The following is an 18,741-nucleotide window of genomic DNA, read 5'->3' as shown; positions in this document are numbered from 1 at the left end:
CTAAACCCCACAGACACAAAGGAAATCCTTTGCAAGCTATTCACACTCGTTTAGGGTGAATGCAAAGGGAGACCTCCATGGACGGACGTCATATTTTTTCGGCGCTGGAAAGCTTTATCGACCTGCCGCAGGACTGGGATGATGAAGTGCGCCAGCAGATCAGCGATGTCAGCGCCTTCAAATTCCGCCGCCGCGAACGGGTGGCGGATGTTACGCTGGAAACTCCGTTGATCGGGCTGATCATCAAAGGGTCCAAGGAAATCCACGCGGGCGGCTTTGTTCAGGAATGCGGGCCGGGCATGGTGATGCTGATGCCGCGGGGCCTGCGGTGTGATGCCGTGAATATCCCTGACGAGGAAACCGGACTCTATCTGTCCATGATGATCGAGGTGCGCGGACCGCTGCTGGAAAATTTCCGTCAGGCCTATCATGGTGAGATCGAGGCGATGCGCCAGCACCACCCGCGTCCGGAAACGCCCTGCATGAATGTGCATCCCACCCCGCCTTTGTGGAGTGCGATCATGCATTTCGTGCGCAGCGGTAAGGAGGAAGGCATTGCGCTTTCCACCGTGGTCGAACACCGCATCCAGGAAATTCTGCTGCTGCTTTTGCATGAGCCGGGGGCCATGCATTACATGGGGCTTGTGGAAGAAGAGCCGATCGACCGCCTGATGGCCCGCATTGCCCAGGAACCGGCCCGCAATTGGACGCTGGCCCTGGCAGCGCGGGAGGCGGGGATGAGTGTCTCGACCCTGAAACGCCGTCTTGGCGAGCGGGAGGTAAGTTTCACCACCCTGTTGACGGAAACCCGTATGCGGCGCGCCCGGGACCTTCTCGGCCGCACGGAAATGAGCATCCAGGAAGTGGCGCTGAGCTGCGGCTATGAATCCTCAGGCTATTTCGCCCGCCGTTTCCGCGAGGTTTTCGGTCTGGCGCCCAGTGAATATCAAAAAGGCACGGCACAGACAATTTGAGCCGATCCTGACTGATTTTGGGCTGATTGCTTCGACGCTGCCCCCGATCATCATGTCATTGTCTTCCAACGGTTTTCACTGATTGGGACGACAGAAAATGAGATTTCCCCCCAAAAGCTTTGTCGCCGGGACGCTTGTGGCGCTCGGCCTGTCCTGCGCGGCCCAGGCGGAAGATGCCTTCACCCTCCCGGGGGAGACGACTTTCCCGGAAGGTATCACCATGGCCTCCGACGGCACGGCCTATGTCGGCAGCGTCTACGAAGGACGGATCTTTCGCCGTCAGCCCGGCGCTACCCAGGCAGAACCCTTTATCAAGGCGGGAAGCAATGGTCTTGTGTCAGCCATCGGCATGTTGCTGGATGAAAACAAGGGAACCCTTTGGGTCTGTTCCTCCGACCCGGGTGTCGGGCGTCTGACGGGCCATGCGAAACCGGCCCTGTTGGCTTTCGATGCGGCAACCGGTGCGGACAAGGGGCGCTACGCCCTGCCGGGTGGCGGTTTCTGCAATGATATCGCGATGGATTCAAAGGGTGCTGTCTACGTGACGGATTCCTTCGCGCCGCGCATTCTGCGCCTGAAGCCGGGAGCGGACAAACTGGAGGTCATGTTCCGGGACGATCGCTTCCAGACGGCGCAATTCGGTCTGAACGGGCTGACCTTTACCGATGACAATACCCTCTATGTGGTGACCTATGTGGAAGGCGGGCTGTATCGGCTCAGCCTTAATGACGAGGGCGATGTATCGTCTGTGCGCAAAATGACGACAGACCGGCCTCTGGTTCTGGCTGATGGCCTGAAGACCCTGTCCAAGGATCGTCTGTTGCTGGTGGAAGGCAACGGGGCGCTGACCCGGCTTTCGCTGAGTGCGGACAAGGCGGATATCGATGTCGTCAAAGACGGCTTTATCGCGCCAACCACGGTCGCAATCCAGGGTGGAAAGGCCTGGCTGGTCGAGGGGCAGTTGAACAAGCTTTTTGTCAAGGACGGTCCCCAACCGGCCAAGCTTCCCTTCTCGATCCAGAAGGTCGATTTGCCGCTGTAGGGGGCTAAATTCACCCCTTGCTTCACCTTGTTTTGAAAGCCACCGGAAAGCCCTTGAGCTTTTCGGTGGCTTTCTGTATAAGGGGCCTGCCTTGAGTTCGCGTCCTTGATTGGGCAGCGACTTTCCGGAGGTGGGCTGCGGCCCGCCTTTTTTAATACCTGAACGGCTTTGACCCGGTCGCCTTTGCGGCTGTTGGCCGAAAGGCCGGGGACCGATACCTTAAGGGTCGGGCCCGTCTACAAGGAGTTTTCATGCGTCCTGTCGCCCACATTAAGGAACTGATTTCGCCGGCATTGGCGGATATGGGCTTTGACATCATCAAGCTGCAATTGTCCGGCGACAAGCGGCCCAAGCTGTTGATCATGATCGACCGCCTGGACGAGGAACTGGTGACGGTGGATGACTGTGCCGATGTCAGCCGTGAGGTTTCGGCCATTCTGGATGTGGAAGACCCGATCGAAGACCGGTATACTTTGGAGGTCAGCTCCCCCGGCATCGACCGGCCGCTTTCCCGCCCGAGGGACTTTGAACGGTTCGCCGGTTTCGACGCCAAGGTCGAGATGGAAATGCCGATCGACGGGCAAAAGCGTTTTCAGGGCAAGCTTCTGGGGCTCGTGGACGACCACGTGCATCTGGAAATCAAATATCAGGGCGAGCAGGTTGAAATTGCCTTGCCGCTCAAGGATGTGAAGCAAGCGAAGCTGCTCATGTCCGACGCATTGTTGAAGGCCGGTACGCCGGCCAATGACGCAGCCGACGAAGGCTGATCGCTTAAACGTGGCTATGCCGCCATGCCGAGAGGATCGGCCGCGGCTTAAAGGACGGATGGAACAATGGAAGGTGTCGCAATTACCCGTACGGATATGCTCGCAGTGGCCGACGCAGTGGCCCGCGAAAAAAGTATCGACCGCGAGCAGGTCCTGGAGGCAATGGAGCAGGCGATTCAAAAAGCCGGTCGGTCCAAATATGGTCACGACCATGACATCCGTGCCAGCATTGACCGCAAAACCGGTGAAATCACCTTGGCGCGCTATACCGAAGTCGTCGACGAGGTGGAAAACGAAGTCACCCAGCTAAATCTGGCTGACGCCCGCAAGTTCAAGGATGACGTCGAGGTCGGCGAATTCTTCGTGGACGTGCTGCCGCCGATCGATTTCGGCCGTATCGCCGCCCAGACCGCCAAGCAGGTCATCGTGCAGAAGGTGCGCGAGGCAGAGCGCGAGCGCCAGTATAACGAATACAAGGATCGCATCGGCGAGATCGTCAACGGCATCGTCAAGCGTGTGGAATTCGGCAATGTGACCCTGGACCTGGGCCGTGCCGAAGGCGTGCTGCGCCGTGACGAGATCATCCCGCGTGAGCATTTCAAACGCGGCGACCGCGTGCGGGCCTATATCTTTGACGTGCGCCGCGAACAGCGCGGCCCGCAGATCTTCCTGTCCCGGACCCATCCGCAGTTCATGGCGAAACTGTTCGGTCAGGAAGTACCGGAAATCTATGACGGCGTCATCGAGATCAAGGGCGTTGCCCGTGATCCGGGCAGCCGCGCCAAGATCGGCGTGATTTCCCATGACGGTTCCATCGACCCGGTCGGCGCCTGCGTCGGTATGCGCGGCAGCCGCGTCCAGGCGGTGGTGACCGAACTGCAGGGTGAGAAGATCGATATCATCCCCTGGAGCCAGGAAGACGCGACCTATACGGTCAACGCACTTGCCCCGGCGGAAGTCAGCAAGATCGTCATGGACGAGGAAAGCGGCAAGATGGAAGTTGTCGTTCCCGATGACCAGCTCAGCCTCGCCATTGGCCGCCGCGGCCAGAATGTGCGTCTGGCGTCGATGCTGACCGGTTGGGACATCGACATCATGACCGAAGAGGAAGAGTCCGAGAAACGCCAGTCGGAATTCAACGAACGCAGCCAGCGTTTCATGGAAGCCCTGGATGTGGACGAAGTGATTTCCCGCCTGCTGGTGACCGAAGGCTTCACCACGGTTGACGAAGTGGCTTATGTCCCGGTTGACGAACTGGCCTCCATCGAAGGCTTTGACGACGATGTGGCCAATGAGCTGCGCAACCGTGCACGGTCCTTCCTGGAAGCGGAAAACGAGCGTCTCGACCAGCGCCGTAAGGAACTGGGCGTTGAAGACGACCTCTACGAACTGGAAGGTCTGACCACGGCCATGGTTGTGGCTCTGGGTGAGGCCGGTGTGACCAAGTTGGACGATTTCGCCGACCTCGCGGCCGACGAAGTGACCAGCCCGGAAGACGGCATTCTGAAGGACTTCAAAATGTCCGAACAGGCTGCCAGCGACCTGATCATGGATGCCCGTGTGAAGGCCGGTTGGTTCACGCAGGAAGACCTGGATGCCATGCGGGCCGAACAAGAGGCCGGTGAAGGCGAAGAAGAAGCAGCCGAAGGGGACGAGGCCTAAGGGCCCGCCCGACGGTTGGAGGTGACACGCGCAGATGACGACGGAAGAGATTGACGAAAGCCTGGATGACGGTCCGGAAAAGGGCCGGAAGAAGGTGGAAACGGTCCGTCGTTGTCTCGCCACCGGAGAGAGAAAACCCCGGGATCGGATGATCCGTTTTGTGGTCGGACCGGACGATGAGGTCGTTCCCGACCTGAAGGCGTCACTGCCGGGGCGCGGAATGTGGTTGAGCGCAGACCGCGAAAGCATTAAGACAGCCTGCGAACGCAGCCTTTTTTCACGGGCGGCACGTCGGCGGGTTGTTGCGCCGGAAGATTTGGCGGATCGCGTGGAGGCCCTGTTGGCCCGGCGATGCGCGGACTGGCTGTCGCGCGCCAATCGGGCAGGGGCGGCAGTGACCGGGTTTGAAAAAGTCCGGGCGGCCTTGAAGGCCGACGCGTCGGGCATTGTCCTGGCGGCCCGGGACGGCGCCGATGACGGGCGTCGGAAGATCAGCGCGCTGGCGGGCCAGCGCCCGGTGATCGCGCTTTTGACGGCGCAGGAAATCGCAGGAGCATTCGGCAAGGACAATGCGGTCCATGTCTGGGTGGCTCCGGGAGGATTGGCGGACGGCCTTATGGCCGACGCGGCACGGTTAGCGGGGTTCCGTCTTACGGAATCTCCAGAGGAAGAAGGGTAAGATGAGCGAGACCAAGGACGACGGCGGAAAGAAGCTGACGCTCGGGAAACCGGGACGGCTTGAACTGAAGAAGACGGTGGAAACCGGGCAAGTCAAGCAGAGCTTCAGCCACGGCCGGTCGAAAACCGTGACCGTGGAAGTCAAGAAGAAGCGCACGTTCGAACGCGGCAAGAGCGGTCGGATGCGTGCGGTCGATGCCAACGGCAACCCGACCACGGATATGGATGCGATCGGCCCCGATGGCCTGTCGGAAACCGAACGCCAGCGCCGCCTGAAGGCGCTTGCCGGGGCCGCGCAGGAAGAAGAGCGTCTGAAGCGCGAGAAGGCCGAGGCGGAAGAGCGCGCCAAGGAAGCGGCCAAACGTCGTGCGGAAGAAGAGGAAGCACGCAAAGAGGCCGAAGCCAAGGCGGAACTGGCCCAGAAAGAGGAAGAAGCCAAGCTGGCAGCCGAAATGGAAGCCAAGCGCAAGGCCGAAGCCGAAGCAGCCAAGCAGCTCGAAGCAGAAGAGAAAAAGGCGGCTGCCGCCAAGAAGGAAGCGCCCAGGCAGGCTGATGCGAAGGCCGGTAAGGCCGCCGCCGCTGCTGCTGATGCGGGTCCTGCTGCGGCGAAGCCCAAGATCAAAAGCAAGGCCGGCGGTGACGCCGATGCCAAGAAAGCCGCACAGCCGGCACGCCCGGCCCGTGGTGGCGACCAGCGTCGCCGTCAGGGCAAGCTGACCATCAGCCAGGCGCTGGATGGTGACGAAGGCATGCCGCGCGTCCGCTCCATGGCCGCGATCAAGCGTGCCCGTGAAAAAGAAAAGCAGCAGGCACGCGAACGCCGTGCCAGAGGTGAGAAAGTTATCCGCGAAGTAACCGTACCGGAAGCCATCACTGTTGCCGATCTGGCAAACCGTATGGCAGAACGCGTTGGCGACGTCATCAAGACCATGATGAAACTCGGCGTCATGGCGACCCAGAACCAGAGCATCGATGCCGATACTGCCGAACTGGTGGTTGAGGAATTCGGCCACAAGATCGTTCGTGTGTCTGAATCCGATGTGGAGGACGTTCTGAAAACGGCGGACGACCGCGAGGAAGACCTGAAGGCGCGCGCGCCTGTTGTCACCGTCATGGGTCACGTCGACCACGGTAAAACCTCGCTGTTGGATGCGCTTCGCAAAACCGATGTTGCGGCTGGTGAGGCCGGTGGCATTACCCAGCATATCGGTGCCTATCAGGTGAAGCTCAGCTCCGGTGACGAGATCACCTTCCTCGATACGCCGGGCCACGCGGCCTTTACCCAGATGCGTATGCGCGGTGCCCAGGTGACCGATATCGTGATCCTGATCGTCGCGGCAGACGACGGTATCCAGCCGCAGACCCGTGAGGTGATCGCCCACGCCAAGGCGGCGGAAGTGCCGATCATCGTGGCGGTCAACAAATGCGACAAACCGGGCGTCGATCCCTATCGGGTCCGCACCCAGTTGCTGGAAGAAGAACTGGTGCCGGAGGAAATGGGCGGTGACGTCCAGGTCATCGACATCTCCGCCAAGACCGGCATGAACCTGGACAAGCTGGAAGAATCCATCCTGCTGCAGGCGGAAATGCTGGAGCTGACGGCCAACCCGAACCGTGCTGCCGAAGGCGCAGTGGTCGAAGCCAAGCTGGAAAAAGGCCGTGGCTCCGTTGCAACCGTCCTGGTACAGCGCGGTACGCTGCGCGTCGGCGACGTCTTCGTGGCGGGTGCGGAATCCGGTCGTGTCCGTGCCCTGCTGGACGACCGTGGCCGTAACGTCACGGAAGCCGGACCGTCTGTCCCGGTTGAGGTCCTGGGTCTCCAGGGCACGCCGCAGGCCGGTGACGAATTCGTGGTGACCGAGGATGAATCCAAGGCCCGTGAAATCGCCGAATATCGTCAGCGTAAAGCCAAGGAAGCCGCCCAGGTGGTTGCCGGTCGCGGCACGCTGGAGCAGATGTTCAGCCAGATCAAGGCGGGCGAGGTCAAGGAACTGCCGATCGTCATCAAGACCGACGTTCAGGGGTCCCTGGAAGCCATCGTTGCTTCCCTCGACAAGATGGCGACCGACGAGGTCAAGGTCCGCGTATTGCATGGTGCGGTCGGTGGTATCACCGAGTCCGATATCACGCTGGCGGCCTCCACCGGCGGTATCGTGGTGGGCTTCAACGTCCGCGCCAACCCGCAGGCCCGCGATCTGGCGCGCCGCGACGGTGTGGACATCCGCTACTATTCCGTCATCTACGACCTGATCGACGATGCCAAGAAGATCCTGGGTGGCCTGCTGGCGCCGGAAGTTCGCGAGAAATTCCTGGGCTATGCGGAAATCCGCGATGTCTTCAACATCACCAAGGTCGGCAAGGTCGGCGGTTGTTATGTCACCGAAGGCATGGTCAAGCGTGGCGCCAAGGTTCGCCTGCTGCGCGACGACGTTGTCATTCACGAAGGGGCGCTCAAGACCCTCAAACGCTTCAAGGACGATGTCCGCGAAGTACAGAGCGGTTACGAATGCGGCATGGCCTTCGAGAATTACGACGACATCAAGGCCGGTGACGTTATCGAAGCGTTCGAGATCGAGGAAGTGGCGCGGGAGCTTTAAGCTCCCGCCTCTTCCCGCTCTCCAATTTCTGTAGAGGTTTCGGACAATGAGCCGAGGAAAAGCACCATCGCAGCGGCAATTGCGTGTGGGCGAGGAAATTCGTCATGCATTGTCCGGCGTATTCATGCGCGAAGAATTCCGGGACCCGGCGCTGGCCCATGTCACGCTGACCGTCACGGAAGTCCGCGCCAGTCCCGATTTGCGCAACGCGACCGCCTTTGTCGTGCCGCTGGGCGGGTTGGACACGGCGGAACGCAAGGAAGTCCTCAAGGGCTTGCGCCGCGTCGCCCCCTTCCTGCGCAGCCAGATTGCCAAGGCGATCCACCTGAAATTCGCGCCTATGCTCTCCTTCCAATATGACCAGAGCTTCGACGAAGCGAGCCATATTGACGAGCTTCTCCGCAGCCCCGAAGTCGCCCGCGACCTGCATCACGACGATGATGAGGACGAAGACGACGACAGCGATTTCGACGACGAAATCCGGGATGAGGAAGAGTAGGCTTTCTTATTAGAGAATTCTTTAGGACCGCGTTAATATCTTCTCTATAGGATGGCCCGGATTTGTTTGAACCGGGGTTTGAAGAAGAAGGTATATGCGTATCCTTGGCGTTTGGCTGATGGCGGCTTTATGTCTCCTGGCTGGTCCGGTCTTGGCGAAAGACGTTCATGTAATCGGCTTTGAGGTTCCCCAGCTTTTGCCGCTGGAGGGAGACGGGCCCTATACGCGTGTCATGGCGGCGCTTGGCCGGCGGGCGAAAGGCCAAAGCTTTGCCTTTACGCGCAGCCCGGTGCGGCGGGCCATTCGCGACCTGGTCTCCGACACGCCGATTGCGGACTGTATTTTCCCGACCGATGTCAGGAACGTGGCGGAAATGGGATTGGATGCGAATGACTTTCTTCAGTCCGATCCGGTGAATTTCGCCCGGGTTCATGTTTTCACCGCGCTAGGCCTTCCCAAAATCACCCATATGGACCAGTTGCATGGCATGAGTGTGGCCTTTACCGAAGGCTATGGCTTCGGCCCCACGCTTACCCCCCTGATTACAGGGGAGCAGACAGTACTTGGCCACAGGATTCCGGTCAGCAGTTCGCTGCAGAGCATGCGATTGCTGTTGAAATACAAACGTGTGGACGCGGTTATCGGTTACCTGCCGGAGGATGTTCTGGTGGCGAAGGCGTTGGGCCTGCCCCGGCCGAATTTTGATCCCGACTACAGCTTTTTTGAGGTGGCGGAACGCATCGTCTGTCACCGCAATCCGCGCAACCGGTCCTTCCTGCAGGCGATCAACGGCGCACTGGACGCACAGCGGCGGTCCGGAGAACTGTCCCGAATTCTGGGCACGGCCTATATCGAACCGACGTCCAAGCCCTATGTGAACTGAACGTCCGGGGGCTAAAACCCAAGCTGGTAGTCACTATCCAATGTGACGAAGGCTTCGACGAAGCGAGCCATATTGATGAGCTTCTCCGCAGCCCCGAAGTCGCCCGCGACCTGCATCACGACGATGATGAGGACGAAGACGACGACAGCGATTTCGATGACGAAATCCGGGATGAGGAAGAGTGGGCTTTCTCATTACGTCCGGAAAACGGCGCGGCAGAGTCCCCAAAGGAACACCCCGAACAGAAGATGTGGCACGACGGATGCAATGATCAGTTTTGGACTGATGCCCAATCCGAACAGGCCCCAGCCGATGAGCGGAAAGAAGACGACGAGCGCAACAACCCACAGAAATAGAGCCAGTATAAGGGCGTTTCTAAGCGTCATGCTTTGGCGGAGAAAGGCGACAAACGCCATCGACCAGAACGTGACATAGGCAAGATGAAACAGCAGTCCCACGGGTAAGGGCAAGGATCTGTTCAGCAGGGTTTCCGCAAAGGCCAGGCCGACTGGTTTCGGAAACGGCGAAATACCTGTCTTCATTGCCGGAACCATGACGGCGGATAGCAGAATTCCGTTTGCGAGGCCGATGGCAAGTGCTTTCCACCATTCGCTGGCGGGGAGTTTATGAAATCGCATCATTTTACTCCTTCAGTTGTTTGGGCCGCAATCTCATCCGGCGCTGTCGGTCCGATATCCTCCGCACCACCCTTTGCGGTTGGGCAGTCTGGCAGACATCCGGAGGGGGCATCTGCGCAACAATCCTCCACCAGAAACCTGACGAGTTCGCGAAGGGCGGTGTATCGGATTGCATAAAACAAGTGCCGACCCTGACGCCGGTTCTCTATAAGCCCGGTTGCCGCGAGGCGATTCAGATGAAACGAGAGCCTATTTGGCGGAAGGCGAAGAGTGTCGGCAATCGTTCCGGCCGATATGCCGTCCTGTCCCGCAGGGATGAGCAATCGGATAATGGCAAGACGAAGGTCGTGCTCAAGGGCTTCAAACGCGGCGGACTGATTTAATTCAATCATTCAACAATAATTGAATTATACTATACAAAGTCAATGATCTGCTGGGGATTTTCGCATGTGACAGACACAGGCGTGGCATGACCGCTCCCTGAGATTGAGAAAAGTGGCGATGTTTCTATAGCGAGGTTTGATAGCGTAAAAGGCTTGGATTCCCCGCTCATTGCGCCTAAAAAGCCCTCGCATTCAGTAATTCTTGGGGTCAGGCGTCATGGCGCGTAAACGCAAGGGCAATCCGGTTCATGGCTGGGTGATCATCGACAAGGCGGAGGGCATGGGCTCCACGCCGGTGGTGAACAAGGTGCGCGGCATCCTGCAGGCGCAGAAGGCGGGCCATGGCGGCACGTTGGACCCCTTTGCCACGGGGTTGCTGCCGATTGCGCTGGGCGAGGCCACCAAGACCGTCAATTATGTGATGGAAGGCGAGAAGGCCTATCGCTTCACCCTGAAATGGGGTGTGGAGACCGATAGCTGCGATTATGAAGGCGCAGAGGTGGCCACTTCCGACAAACGCCCGACGGAGGCGGAAATCCTGGCCGTGCTGCCGAAATTCGTCGGCACGATTGAACAGGTCCCGCCGATCTTTTCCGCAATCAAGGTGGACGGCAAGCGTGCCTATGACCTGGCGCGGGAAGGCAAGACACCGGAACTGAAGGCGCGCGAGGTAATCTGCCACGATCTGACGCTGCTTCGGGTCATCGACGAGGACCATGCGGAGTTCGAAGTGACCTGCGGAAAAGGCTTTTATGTGCGCTCGCTGGGCCGGGACCTGGCCCAGATGTTGGGGGCGCGCGCCCATCTGACACAATTGCGGCGGATTAAGGTGGGTTCCTTCGATGAATCCCATGCGATTTCGCTTGAAGAACTGAGCGAAAAAGCGCATAACGCCGCCGATGTGGCAGAATATCTTCTGCCCATTGAGGTAGCGCTGGCCGGCATCCCGGCGTTGACCTTAGACGAAGGGCAGGCGGCCCGGCTTCGAAATGGCCAGGCGGTTTCCCTTCTCCGGAAGATTGATTTGGACCGCATCGCCGGTTTGCAGACAGGCGATACGGTAATCGCCCTGCTGGACGGCAAGGTGGTGGCCCTGACCGTATTCGGGAAGGGCGAAATCAGACCAATCCGGGTTTTGAGCTATTGAACCCGATGCCGCAGAAGGAAAGTACTTATGTCCATTACTGCTGAACGCAAGGCTGAACTCATCAAGGAATTCGGCGCCAAAGACGGCGACACCGGTTCCTCCGAAGTTCAGATCGCGATCCTGACCGAACGGATCCGTAACCTGACCGAACATCTGAAAGACCACAAAAAGGACTTCCACTCCCGCCGTGGTCTGCTGATGATGGTTGGTAAGCGCCGTCGTCATCTTGATTACCTGCGTAAGAACAGCGAAAGCGGTTACCAGGAAATCATCGCGAAGCTTGGCATTCGCCGCTAAGCGTGGGACATTGGACGGGGCGCATTGATTGCGCCCCGTCTGACCATCGGCCCGGTGGTCACTAAAAATATCGGGCTGGAAACGGGAAACAAGAAAAGGCAAATCGCGCGACACATCATTCCAGGCTTGTTTTGATCCTTATGACCGATGCGGTCGTGTTGACATATTGAAAAGCAACTGGACGCTGCCCGCTTTTCGATTTGCCAACACGGCCAAACAAGCCCTGTTGTTTCCGTGATCGCCTTTTCCTCTGTAGCCCGAGCGAGACCACAGTCACGATGTATCAATCCGGATGCGGGTGCCTGTGGTGGAATTTGAGGAATAGGAAAATATGTTCGATAAACATACCAAAAGCATCGAATGGGGCGGGCGTACGCTGACCCTGGAAACCGGCCAGATCGCCCGTCAGGCAGATGGCGCCGTTATGGTCACCTATGGTGACACCAAGGTGCTTTGCACGGCGGTTTTCGCCAAACAGCAGAAACCCGGCGTGGATTTCTTCCCGCTGACGGTCAATTATCAGGAAAAGACCTTTGCCGCCGGTAAAATCCCGGGTGGCTTCTTCAAACGCGAAGGCCGTCCTTCCGAGAAGGAAACGCTGACCTCGCGCCTGATCGACCGTCCGATCCGTCCGCTGTTCGTACCGGGTTTCCGTAACGAGACCCAGGTTGTCACGACCGTTCTCAGCCATGACATGGAAAATGATCCGGACATGGTTGCCATGATCGGTGCGTCTGCTGCGCTGACCATTTCCGGTGCGCCCTTCCTGGGCCCGATCGGCGGCGCGCGCGTCGGCATGATCAATGGCGAGTTCGTCCTGAACCCGACCATGGATCAGATGGAAGAAAGCGAACTGGACCTGGTTGTCGCCGGTACGCAGGAAGGCGTTCTGATGGTCGAATCCGAAGCCCAGGAGCTGTCGGAAGAAACCATGCTGGGCGCGGTGACCTTCGGTCACGAAGCATTCCAGCCGGTGATCGACCTGATCATCAGCCTGGCTGAAGTGGCGGCGAAAGAGCCCTACGACATGCCGGAAGCCGATCCCGCTATCGAAAGCACCAAGGCGCGTCTGGTTGAACTGGCTGACGCCGGCCTGCGTGAGGCCTATGCCATCACCACCAAACAGGACCGCGTTGCGGCCGTTTCCGAGGTGAAGGCAGCGGCTTTGGAAAAGATCGCGGAAGAAGAGCTGGACGTCGAACTGGCGGGCAAGCTGTTCAAGGGCCTGGAAAGCGACATCGTTCGCGGCAACATCCTGAAAACCGGCAGCCGTATCGACGGTCGTACCACGACCCAGGTTCGCCCGATCAGCTCCGAAATCGGCGTGATCGGCCGTACTCACGGTTCCGCACTGTTCACCCGCGGTGAAACCCAGGCGCTGGTCGTGACCACGCTGGGCACCGGTCAGGACGAACAGATCATCGACGCACTGGCTGGCGAATATCGTGAGCATTTCATGCTGCACTACAACTTCCCGCCGTATTCCGTCGGTGAAGCAGGCCGCATGGGGTCTCCGGGCCGTCGTGAAATCGGTCACGGTAAACTGGCATGGCGTGCAATCCACCCGATGCTGCCGTCCAAGGAAGACTTCCCCTACACGGTTCGCGTGGTCTCCGAGATCACGGAATCCAACGGGTCTTCCTCCATGGCAACCGTCTGCGGCACCTCGCTGGCGCTGATGGATGCGGGCGTTCCCTTGAAAAAATCCTGTGCCGGTATCGCCATGGGCCTGATCAAGGAAGACGATGGCGTTGCCGTGCTGTCCGACATCCTGGGTGACGAAGACCACCTGGGCGACATGGACTTCAAGGTGGCCGGTACCGAAGACGGTATCACCTCTTTGCAGATGGACATCAAGATCACCTCGATCACCAAGGACATCATGGAAACCGCGCTGGGTCAGGCCCGCGACGGCCGCCTGCATATCCTGAACGAAATGTCCAAGGCGATCACCTCCGGCCGTGAGGAAGTCTCCAGCTTCGCACCGCGCATCGTTACCCTGACGATCCCGCGCGAGAAGATCCGTGACGTGATCGGCACCGGTGGTAAGGTCATCCGCGAAATCTGCGAAACCACGGGCGCGAAAGTCGACATCGAAGACGACGGCACGATCAAGATCGCTGCTGTTGACGAAGATGCCGGTGATGCCGCCTACAACTGGATCAAAGGCATCGTCGCCGAGCCGGAGCCCGGCGTGATCTACAAGGGCAAGGTTGTCAAAGTCGTTGATTTCGGCGCCTTTGTGAACTTCATGGGCAACCGTGACGGCCTGGTCCATATCTCCGAACTGGCCCAGGGCCGCACCGCCCAGGTGACCGACGTCTGCAATGAAGGCGACGAAGTCTGGGTCAAATGCCTGGGCGTTGACGATCGTGGCAAGGTTCGCCTGTCCATGAAAGTCGTGAATCAGGAAACCGGTGAGGAAATCGAAGGCGCTGCCTCCGAGGACCGCGGTGGCGACAGCGATCGTGGTGGTGACCGCGGTCCGCGCAAACCGCGCCGCAAGAAGGCTGATGCCGACGCATAACCCGAGTTAAATCGGGAGCACCGAAAGGGGCGGTCTCATCGAGGCCGCCCTTTTTCTATTTGCGGGAAGGTCTGTGGCGGACAGGGTGTATTCGCCTTTCAGGCATCCTGCGTCCTGTTGTGATATCATGGGGCGCGACATGCGGTTGCTATCTTCCGGCCATGGGGGATGCTGGTGGTGAAGGAAACGCCATTTGAAACAGGTTCATCCACCGGAAGGCCGAAGCAGGCTTCCGGGGAGGAAAAACACGAGCCCTTCCTGTTTGACATCAAACGGCATCCTGTTACCGAAGACACCAAGTTCACCTCTCCCCGGATTATGCGCCTGTTGACATGGTGGTGTGGATTCCACGGGGAGATGCCGCGGCGCGACCAATTTGACATCATCGATTTCATCGATCTTGCCCCCTATATCTGTCTTGTCGAAGCCCTGGACCCGGAATGCCGGAAATTCAGGTTTCGGGTGAAGGGCGAAATTCTGGTGGAAATCGTCGGTCCCACTGACACGGATTTGATCTTCGGCCTGCCGGGAACGGGTTATGACAGCGAGGAACATGCCGCCCTGGCGCATTATTTCAATGATGTGCTGACCAGTCGTCAGCCCTGGCGATGCCATGGGGTGGCGCTGCGTTTCGGTGTCACCCGCGTGGCTCTGGAAACCATTGACCTGCCGCTGGCCGACGACATCGGACAGCCCCGCTACAGTCTTGGCCTCATGGATATTGTGGGGCGTCCGGAATAGCGTGGCACAGGGGGGTGGCGGGCTGCTCCGGCGGTTCCGGTTGCATGCTTCCGTCCTCGCAGTCCTGTAACGGCCTCTCCCAACGGTGCTTTTTTATTCACCAATGCGTCGGAAAAAGGCATCATGGTCAGGTTAGCGTGTTGATGTATAAGGAATCACGATCATGACCGGCGAAACGAACCTCGAAAAACTGATCGCCTCGATGGAGCCGGTCCTGCGCCCGGGGGAATTTGTCTTCATGACCTTTCCCTTCGGCGAGCGGGTGCCCAACGCGCTGGAGCCCGTGATGCTGTTCCATGAGGCGGAAGGCACGACCATCATCGTCGACAAGGAAACGGCGGATCATCTGGAGCTGGAGTATGTCTTTCCCTGCCATATGATCACACTGAACGTGCACAGCGCGCTGGAGGCGGTCGGCTTTATGGCGCAGGTCGCCACGGTCCTGGCAGAGGCGGGCATCCCGGTGAACCCGGTGGCGGGCTATTTCCACGATCATATCTTCGTGCCCAGCGACCGGGCCGACGATGCGCTTTCCATCCTGCAACTTCTTGCCGCCAAGGACCATTAACACCGCGACGGATCTGATCGTCATTCATGAGGCTTTTTGCCATAACCCTGCTTCTGGTGGCGCTGACCACGCCCTTCTCCCGCGCGGATGCGAGGGACATCATTCTCGTGGCCGACCTCTGGTGTCCCTACAACTGTTATCCCGATAGCGAACATCCCGGCTATATGATCGACATTGCGAAGGCTGCTTTTACCCCTGCCGGTCATAAAGTGACCTATCGGCTGATCAACTGGGCGCGGGCGGTTCGCGAGGCGCGCCGCGGGCATTTCCAGGGGATTGTCGGGGCCTTTCGCGGGGATGCACCAGACTTTGTTTTTCCCGATGAACCGCTGGGGCTGAGCGGTAATGCCATTTTTGTGTCCGCCGACAACGACTGGCGGTATGGCGGGCCGGAAAGCCTGAAGGGCATGCGGATCGGGGCCATACGCGGCTATGACTATGGCGACCTGACCGAGGCGCTGGAGACATATGCTCTTGTGGATGTGGTTGGCGGGGACAACGCCCTGCGCACCAATATCAGGAAACTGGTTCTGGGCCGTATCGACGCCTTTGTCGCGGAGGTATCCGTCGCCCGCTATCAGCTTGAGAGGATGCATTTGCAGGCGGATGTGTCCCTGTCGCCGAAATCGGTGAAATATGAAGAGGCCTTTATTGCCTTCCCGCCAGACCTGGAAGAGGCGTCGGATTATGCGCGTCTTCTGTCCGATACGGTGAGGCAGATGCGTCGGGATGGCCGCCTGCAGGCCATTTTGGCCCGCTATGGCCTGCAGGATTGGCAGACCCCTTCGCTCAACCCCTGATCTTTTCAATGTGGAGCGCCAGTTTCCTGAGTGTCTGCCCGCCATATTCGACAGCGCCGAAGCCAATCGTCTCTTCCCGCTGCTCCTTGGACGGGTGCATCTGCCGGAGTGTCAGGACGGTCTTGCCGTTGTTTTGTTCGTCGAAGGTGACGAGCATTCTGAACCTGCCGGGGTCGTTGTCCTGATCTGATCCATGCTCGACCTCGATGAATGCCGGTTCCTCCATACGCAGGAAAACCATCCGGTTGCTGTAGCAGGTGCCATCGGGAGCAATCATGTCAAAGCGCCAGATCCCACCGGGGGTGAGGTCGATTTCCCGGGTTTCGATCACCATGCCGTCGGGCCCGAACCATTCCTGTATCTGATCCGGGTCCGTCCAGGCGGCGTAGACCAGACTGCGTGGGGCATCGATTACGCGGCTCAGGACAATCTCCTGATCGACAGGCCAGTCCTGCCAGGGGGAGGCGGTGGTGTTGAATGGATTGCTCATCGTCTTAAGTCTTCCTTTTCATGCGGCCGATGTGGGCTTCCATGCGATCGAGGCGCTTTTCCCAGGACGAGATATGCTGATGTATCCACGCTTCTGTTGCATGAAAGGCATCCGGCTCGATCCTGCAGGTTCGAACGCGCCCGGTTTTCTCGGAACTGATAAGCCCGCTCTGCTCAAGCACGCGTACATGTTTGAGCAGCGACGGCAGAGCCAGTCCGAATGGCTCTGAAAGCTCACTCACAGATTTTGGCCCGTCACATAAATGACTGACGATCGCCCGTCTGGTCGGGTCTGCGAGTGCGGAAAAAGCTTTATTGAGATCGGTTGAAAACTTAGCCATGTGGGAAAGTATTATGCAGCACAGGACGTTCGTCAATAAAAACTTTCACAATTGGCTAAGTATTAGGTCGCCACATATCCTGTTGTGGTGGCTCCCGGCTGGCTTGACGGCTGGCGCAGGTCTATAGTCGCACTTATAGACAGTTGGGATGGGTGCCTTCATGGATCGCAACAAATTGGACATTCGCGTTGGTGACTGGTCGGTGGGCCTGCGCCCGGACCTGGGCGGCTGCCTCAGTCATTTCCGCCAGTACAGCCCGGGCGGCGAAGTAACGGACTGGTTGCGGCCTCTGGAGGGCGAAGATGCCCTGCAAAGCGCCTGTTATCCCCTGGTGCCTTTTTCCAACCGTATTGATCGCGGGCGGTTTAAGCAGGATGGGCAGGAGATTCAACTGCCGCTCAACTTTCCGCCGGAACCCCATGCGATCCACGGGTTTGGCTGTTGGCGGCCCTGGGCGGTCGCGGCCCAGCATGTGGATAGTGTGACGCTCGCCTACACTCATGAACCTGATGCCTGGCCCTGGGCCTTTCGTGCGGAACAGGTTGTGTCGCTGACCGAAGGGCGGCTTAGTATCAGCCTGTCCGTGACCAATCAGGCGGAAACGCCCATGCCGCTGGGTCTGGGCCTGCATCCCTTTTTTGCCAAGGCCGTTCCGGCGGCGGTCCGCATGCATGTGGCGGCGATCCATGAAACCGATAAATTCTGTATGCCGGTTCGGCGGAATATCCATCATCCGGTCCTGACGGACTTTGCCGGTGGCAAGCGTTTGCGGGAAGGTCTGGACAACTGTTTCGACGGCTGGGACGGGCAGGCGCAATTGTCCTGGGCCGACGGACGCCGGATGACCATGACCTCCAACGGGCTGGCGAGCCACGTGGTGGTCTACAGCCCGAAGGGAGAGGAATTTTTCTGTGTCGAGCCGGTCACCCATATGACCGATGCGGCCAACCGCCAGGATAGTGACTGGGGCGGCAACACCGGCTGGCGCCAGCTTCCGCCCGGTGAAGAACTCACCCTGACCATGGCGTTGGCGGCACAGGCGGCTGGCTGACCGGTCTGGAGATGTTTATTTCGGCCGCACGAAGGCGTGGTTGACGACACGGCGGACGTTTTCGGTGTCCTTGGCGATGGCAAGCACCCTGTCCATTTCGCCCTGGCTGAGGGATCGTCCGAACAGGTAAAGAACGCCGTTGACGGACCGGTAACGCCAGTTGGTGTGATTGACGCCGGCGGTGGTCGCCAGTTTGCCATAGAACTTCTGCTTTACCACCACATCGTCGATCCAGCTTCCCTCGGCGTCCGTGCCTTCGGGGACTACCTGGATTTCGTTGTAGAGTCGCCGCACGCCGGGATGGGCGCGGGCGATGCTTTCGGCCTTGCGGAAATCGGCATCGGTTTCAACCTCGCCGGTCAGCATCACCACCTGTTCGTAAACATCCACATTCAGGCTGGCGGCCATGCCGGTGCCCATGCGGTTGTTGATATCGGCGATGATGCCCGCCTTGATCTCGGTATCGTCCTTGATGTCGCCGCCGCTGCGGTCTTCGACGGCCATTTCCACCGGGGCCACCGGGGAACAGGCATTGATGGCGGGAACGGCAATGGCCGTCCCGACCAACAGCATGATCCGCGTCCAAAGACGTTGATTGCGTTTTGCGGTGACGGCCATTGTCCAATTCCTTCCCGAAGCGATGAACCTACTCTTCTA

At 59.1% G+C, this 18,741-nt stretch carries 20 protein-coding genes; 15 read left to right on the top strand and 5 right to left on the bottom strand.

All coding sequences use genetic code 11. The features are described from left to right. Window positions 1–77 precede the first annotated feature (77 nt). From IF205_RS02185 to IF205_RS02150, 8 genes are all read left to right on the top strand, one after another. Entirely contained in the window at window positions 78–974 is an 897-nt protein-coding gene (locus IF205_RS02185) for an AraC family transcriptional regulator (RefSeq protein ID WP_259781653.1), read from the top strand. Between the two features lie 97 nt (window positions 975–1,071). Then, entirely contained in the window at window positions 1,072–2,016 is a 945-nt protein-coding gene (locus IF205_RS02180; RefSeq protein ID WP_259781652.1) for an SMP-30/gluconolactonase/LRE family protein, read from the top strand. 251 nt (window positions 2,017–2,267) lie between these two features. Beyond that, entirely contained in the window at window positions 2,268–2,783 is a 516-nt protein-coding gene (rimP, locus tag IF205_RS02175; protein WP_259781651.1) for a ribosome maturation factor RimP, read from the top strand. Window positions 2,784–2,849: 66 nt separating this feature from the next. Beyond that, entirely contained in the window at window positions 2,850–4,445 is a 1,596-nt protein-coding gene (gene nusA, locus IF205_RS02170) for a transcription termination factor NusA (RefSeq protein ID WP_259781650.1), read from the top strand. Between the two features lie 34 nt (window positions 4,446–4,479). Further along, on the top strand, window positions 4,480–5,124 hold the full coding sequence (locus tag IF205_RS02165; protein ID WP_259781649.1) for an RNA-binding protein: 645 nt from the start codon (window positions 4,480–4,482) through the stop codon (window positions 5,122–5,124). A 1-nt stretch (window position 5,125) separates the two neighbouring features. Then, the gene (infB, locus tag IF205_RS02160) at window positions 5,126–7,720 is read left to right on the top strand and encodes a translation initiation factor IF-2 (RefSeq protein ID WP_259781648.1); all 2,595 of its coding nucleotides are present in this window, start codon (window positions 5,126–5,128) and stop codon (window positions 7,718–7,720) included. A 46-nt stretch (window positions 7,721–7,766) separates the two neighbouring features. Next, window positions 7,767–8,219 (top strand): 30S ribosome-binding factor RbfA, encoded by a 453-nt coding sequence (gene rbfA / locus IF205_RS02155; protein WP_259781647.1) that lies wholly within the window; start codon window positions 7,767–7,769, stop codon window positions 8,217–8,219. A 94-nt stretch (window positions 8,220–8,313) separates the two neighbouring features. Then, on the top strand, window positions 8,314–9,102 hold the full coding sequence (locus IF205_RS02150; protein ID WP_259781646.1) for a transporter substrate-binding domain-containing protein: 789 nt from the start codon (window positions 8,314–8,316) through the stop codon (window positions 9,100–9,102). Between the two features lie 194 nt (window positions 9,103–9,296). On the opposite strand, the gene IF205_RS02145 is transcribed toward IF205_RS02150, so the two are convergent. Together IF205_RS02145 and IF205_RS20620 are read right to left on the bottom strand one after the other, a co-directional pair. Beyond that, window positions 9,297–9,743, bottom strand: coding sequence for a hypothetical protein (locus IF205_RS02145; RefSeq protein ID WP_259781645.1), 447 nt, complete (start codon window positions 9,741–9,743; stop codon window positions 9,297–9,299). Further along, window positions 9,740–10,132, bottom strand: coding sequence for an ArsR/SmtB family transcription factor (locus IF205_RS20620; RefSeq protein ID WP_375542670.1), 393 nt, complete (start codon window positions 10,130–10,132; stop codon window positions 9,740–9,742). The genes IF205_RS02145 and IF205_RS20620 overlap by 4 nt, the downstream gene beginning before the upstream one ends. Window positions 10,133–10,340: 208 nt before the next feature. Between IF205_RS20620 and truB the strand changes: the two genes are divergently transcribed. The 6 genes from truB to IF205_RS02110 all read left to right on the top strand — a co-directional run bounded on the left by truB (window position 10,341) and on the right by IF205_RS02110 (window position 16,203). Further along, window positions 10,341–11,270 (top strand): tRNA pseudouridine(55) synthase TruB, encoded by a 930-nt coding sequence (gene truB, locus IF205_RS02135; RefSeq protein ID WP_259781643.1) that lies wholly within the window; start codon window positions 10,341–10,343, stop codon window positions 11,268–11,270. Window positions 11,271–11,297: 27 nt separating this feature from the next. Next, the gene (gene rpsO, locus IF205_RS02130; RefSeq protein WP_259781642.1) at window positions 11,298–11,567 is read left to right on the top strand and encodes a 30S ribosomal protein S15; all 270 of its coding nucleotides are present in this window, start codon (window positions 11,298–11,300) and stop codon (window positions 11,565–11,567) included. A 331-nt stretch (window positions 11,568–11,898) separates the two neighbouring features. Continuing rightward, window positions 11,899–14,094, top strand: a complete 2,196-nt coding sequence (gene pnp, locus IF205_RS02125) for a polyribonucleotide nucleotidyltransferase (protein ID WP_259781641.1) — start codon at window positions 11,899–11,901, stop codon at window positions 14,092–14,094. A 174-nt stretch (window positions 14,095–14,268) separates the two neighbouring features. Next, on the top strand, window positions 14,269–14,835 hold the full coding sequence (locus tag IF205_RS02120; protein ID WP_259781640.1) for a PAS domain-containing protein: 567 nt from the start codon (window positions 14,269–14,271) through the stop codon (window positions 14,833–14,835). Window positions 14,836–14,998: 163 nt separating this feature from the next. Next, window positions 14,999–15,403, top strand: coding sequence for an ACT domain-containing protein (locus IF205_RS02115; protein ID WP_259781639.1), 405 nt, complete (start codon window positions 14,999–15,001; stop codon window positions 15,401–15,403). A gap of 26 nt (window positions 15,404–15,429) precedes the next feature. After that, window positions 15,430–16,203, top strand: coding sequence for a substrate-binding periplasmic protein (locus IF205_RS02110; protein ID WP_259781638.1), 774 nt, complete (start codon window positions 15,430–15,432; stop codon window positions 16,201–16,203). Here the strand turns inward: IF205_RS02110 and IF205_RS02105 are convergent. Next, window positions 16,193–16,693, bottom strand: coding sequence for an SRPBCC family protein (locus tag IF205_RS02105; RefSeq protein ID WP_259781637.1), 501 nt, complete (start codon window positions 16,691–16,693; stop codon window positions 16,193–16,195). The genes IF205_RS02110 and IF205_RS02105 overlap by 11 nt on opposite strands. A 4-nt stretch (window positions 16,694–16,697) precedes the next feature. After that, a complete protein-coding gene (locus tag IF205_RS02100; protein ID WP_259781636.1) occupies window positions 16,698–17,033 on the bottom strand; it encodes an ArsR/SmtB family transcription factor in 336 nt (111 codons plus the stop codon). A gap of 160 nt (window positions 17,034–17,193) precedes the next feature. Between IF205_RS02100 and IF205_RS02095 the strand changes: the two genes are divergently transcribed. Then, window positions 17,194–18,084 (top strand): aldose 1-epimerase, encoded by an 891-nt coding sequence (locus IF205_RS02095; protein WP_259781635.1) that lies wholly within the window; start codon window positions 17,194–17,196, stop codon window positions 18,082–18,084. A 15-nt stretch (window positions 18,085–18,099) separates the two neighbouring features. On the opposite strand, the gene IF205_RS02090 is transcribed toward IF205_RS02095, so the two are convergent. Beyond that, window positions 18,100–18,702 (bottom strand): BON domain-containing protein, encoded by a 603-nt coding sequence (locus IF205_RS02090; RefSeq protein WP_259781634.1) that lies wholly within the window; start codon window positions 18,700–18,702, stop codon window positions 18,100–18,102. Window positions 18,703–18,741: the final 39 nt, after the last annotated feature.

The sequence above is a fragment of the Aestuariispira ectoiniformans genome, from assembly GCF_025136295.1.
In the GTDB taxonomy this organism is placed as follows: domain Bacteria; phylum Pseudomonadota; class Alphaproteobacteria; order UBA8366; family Aestuariispiraceae; genus Aestuariispira_A; species Aestuariispira_A ectoiniformans.
Note: the sequence above shows the minus strand (reverse complement) of the source record. Positions and strands in the feature narration are given on the sequence as shown.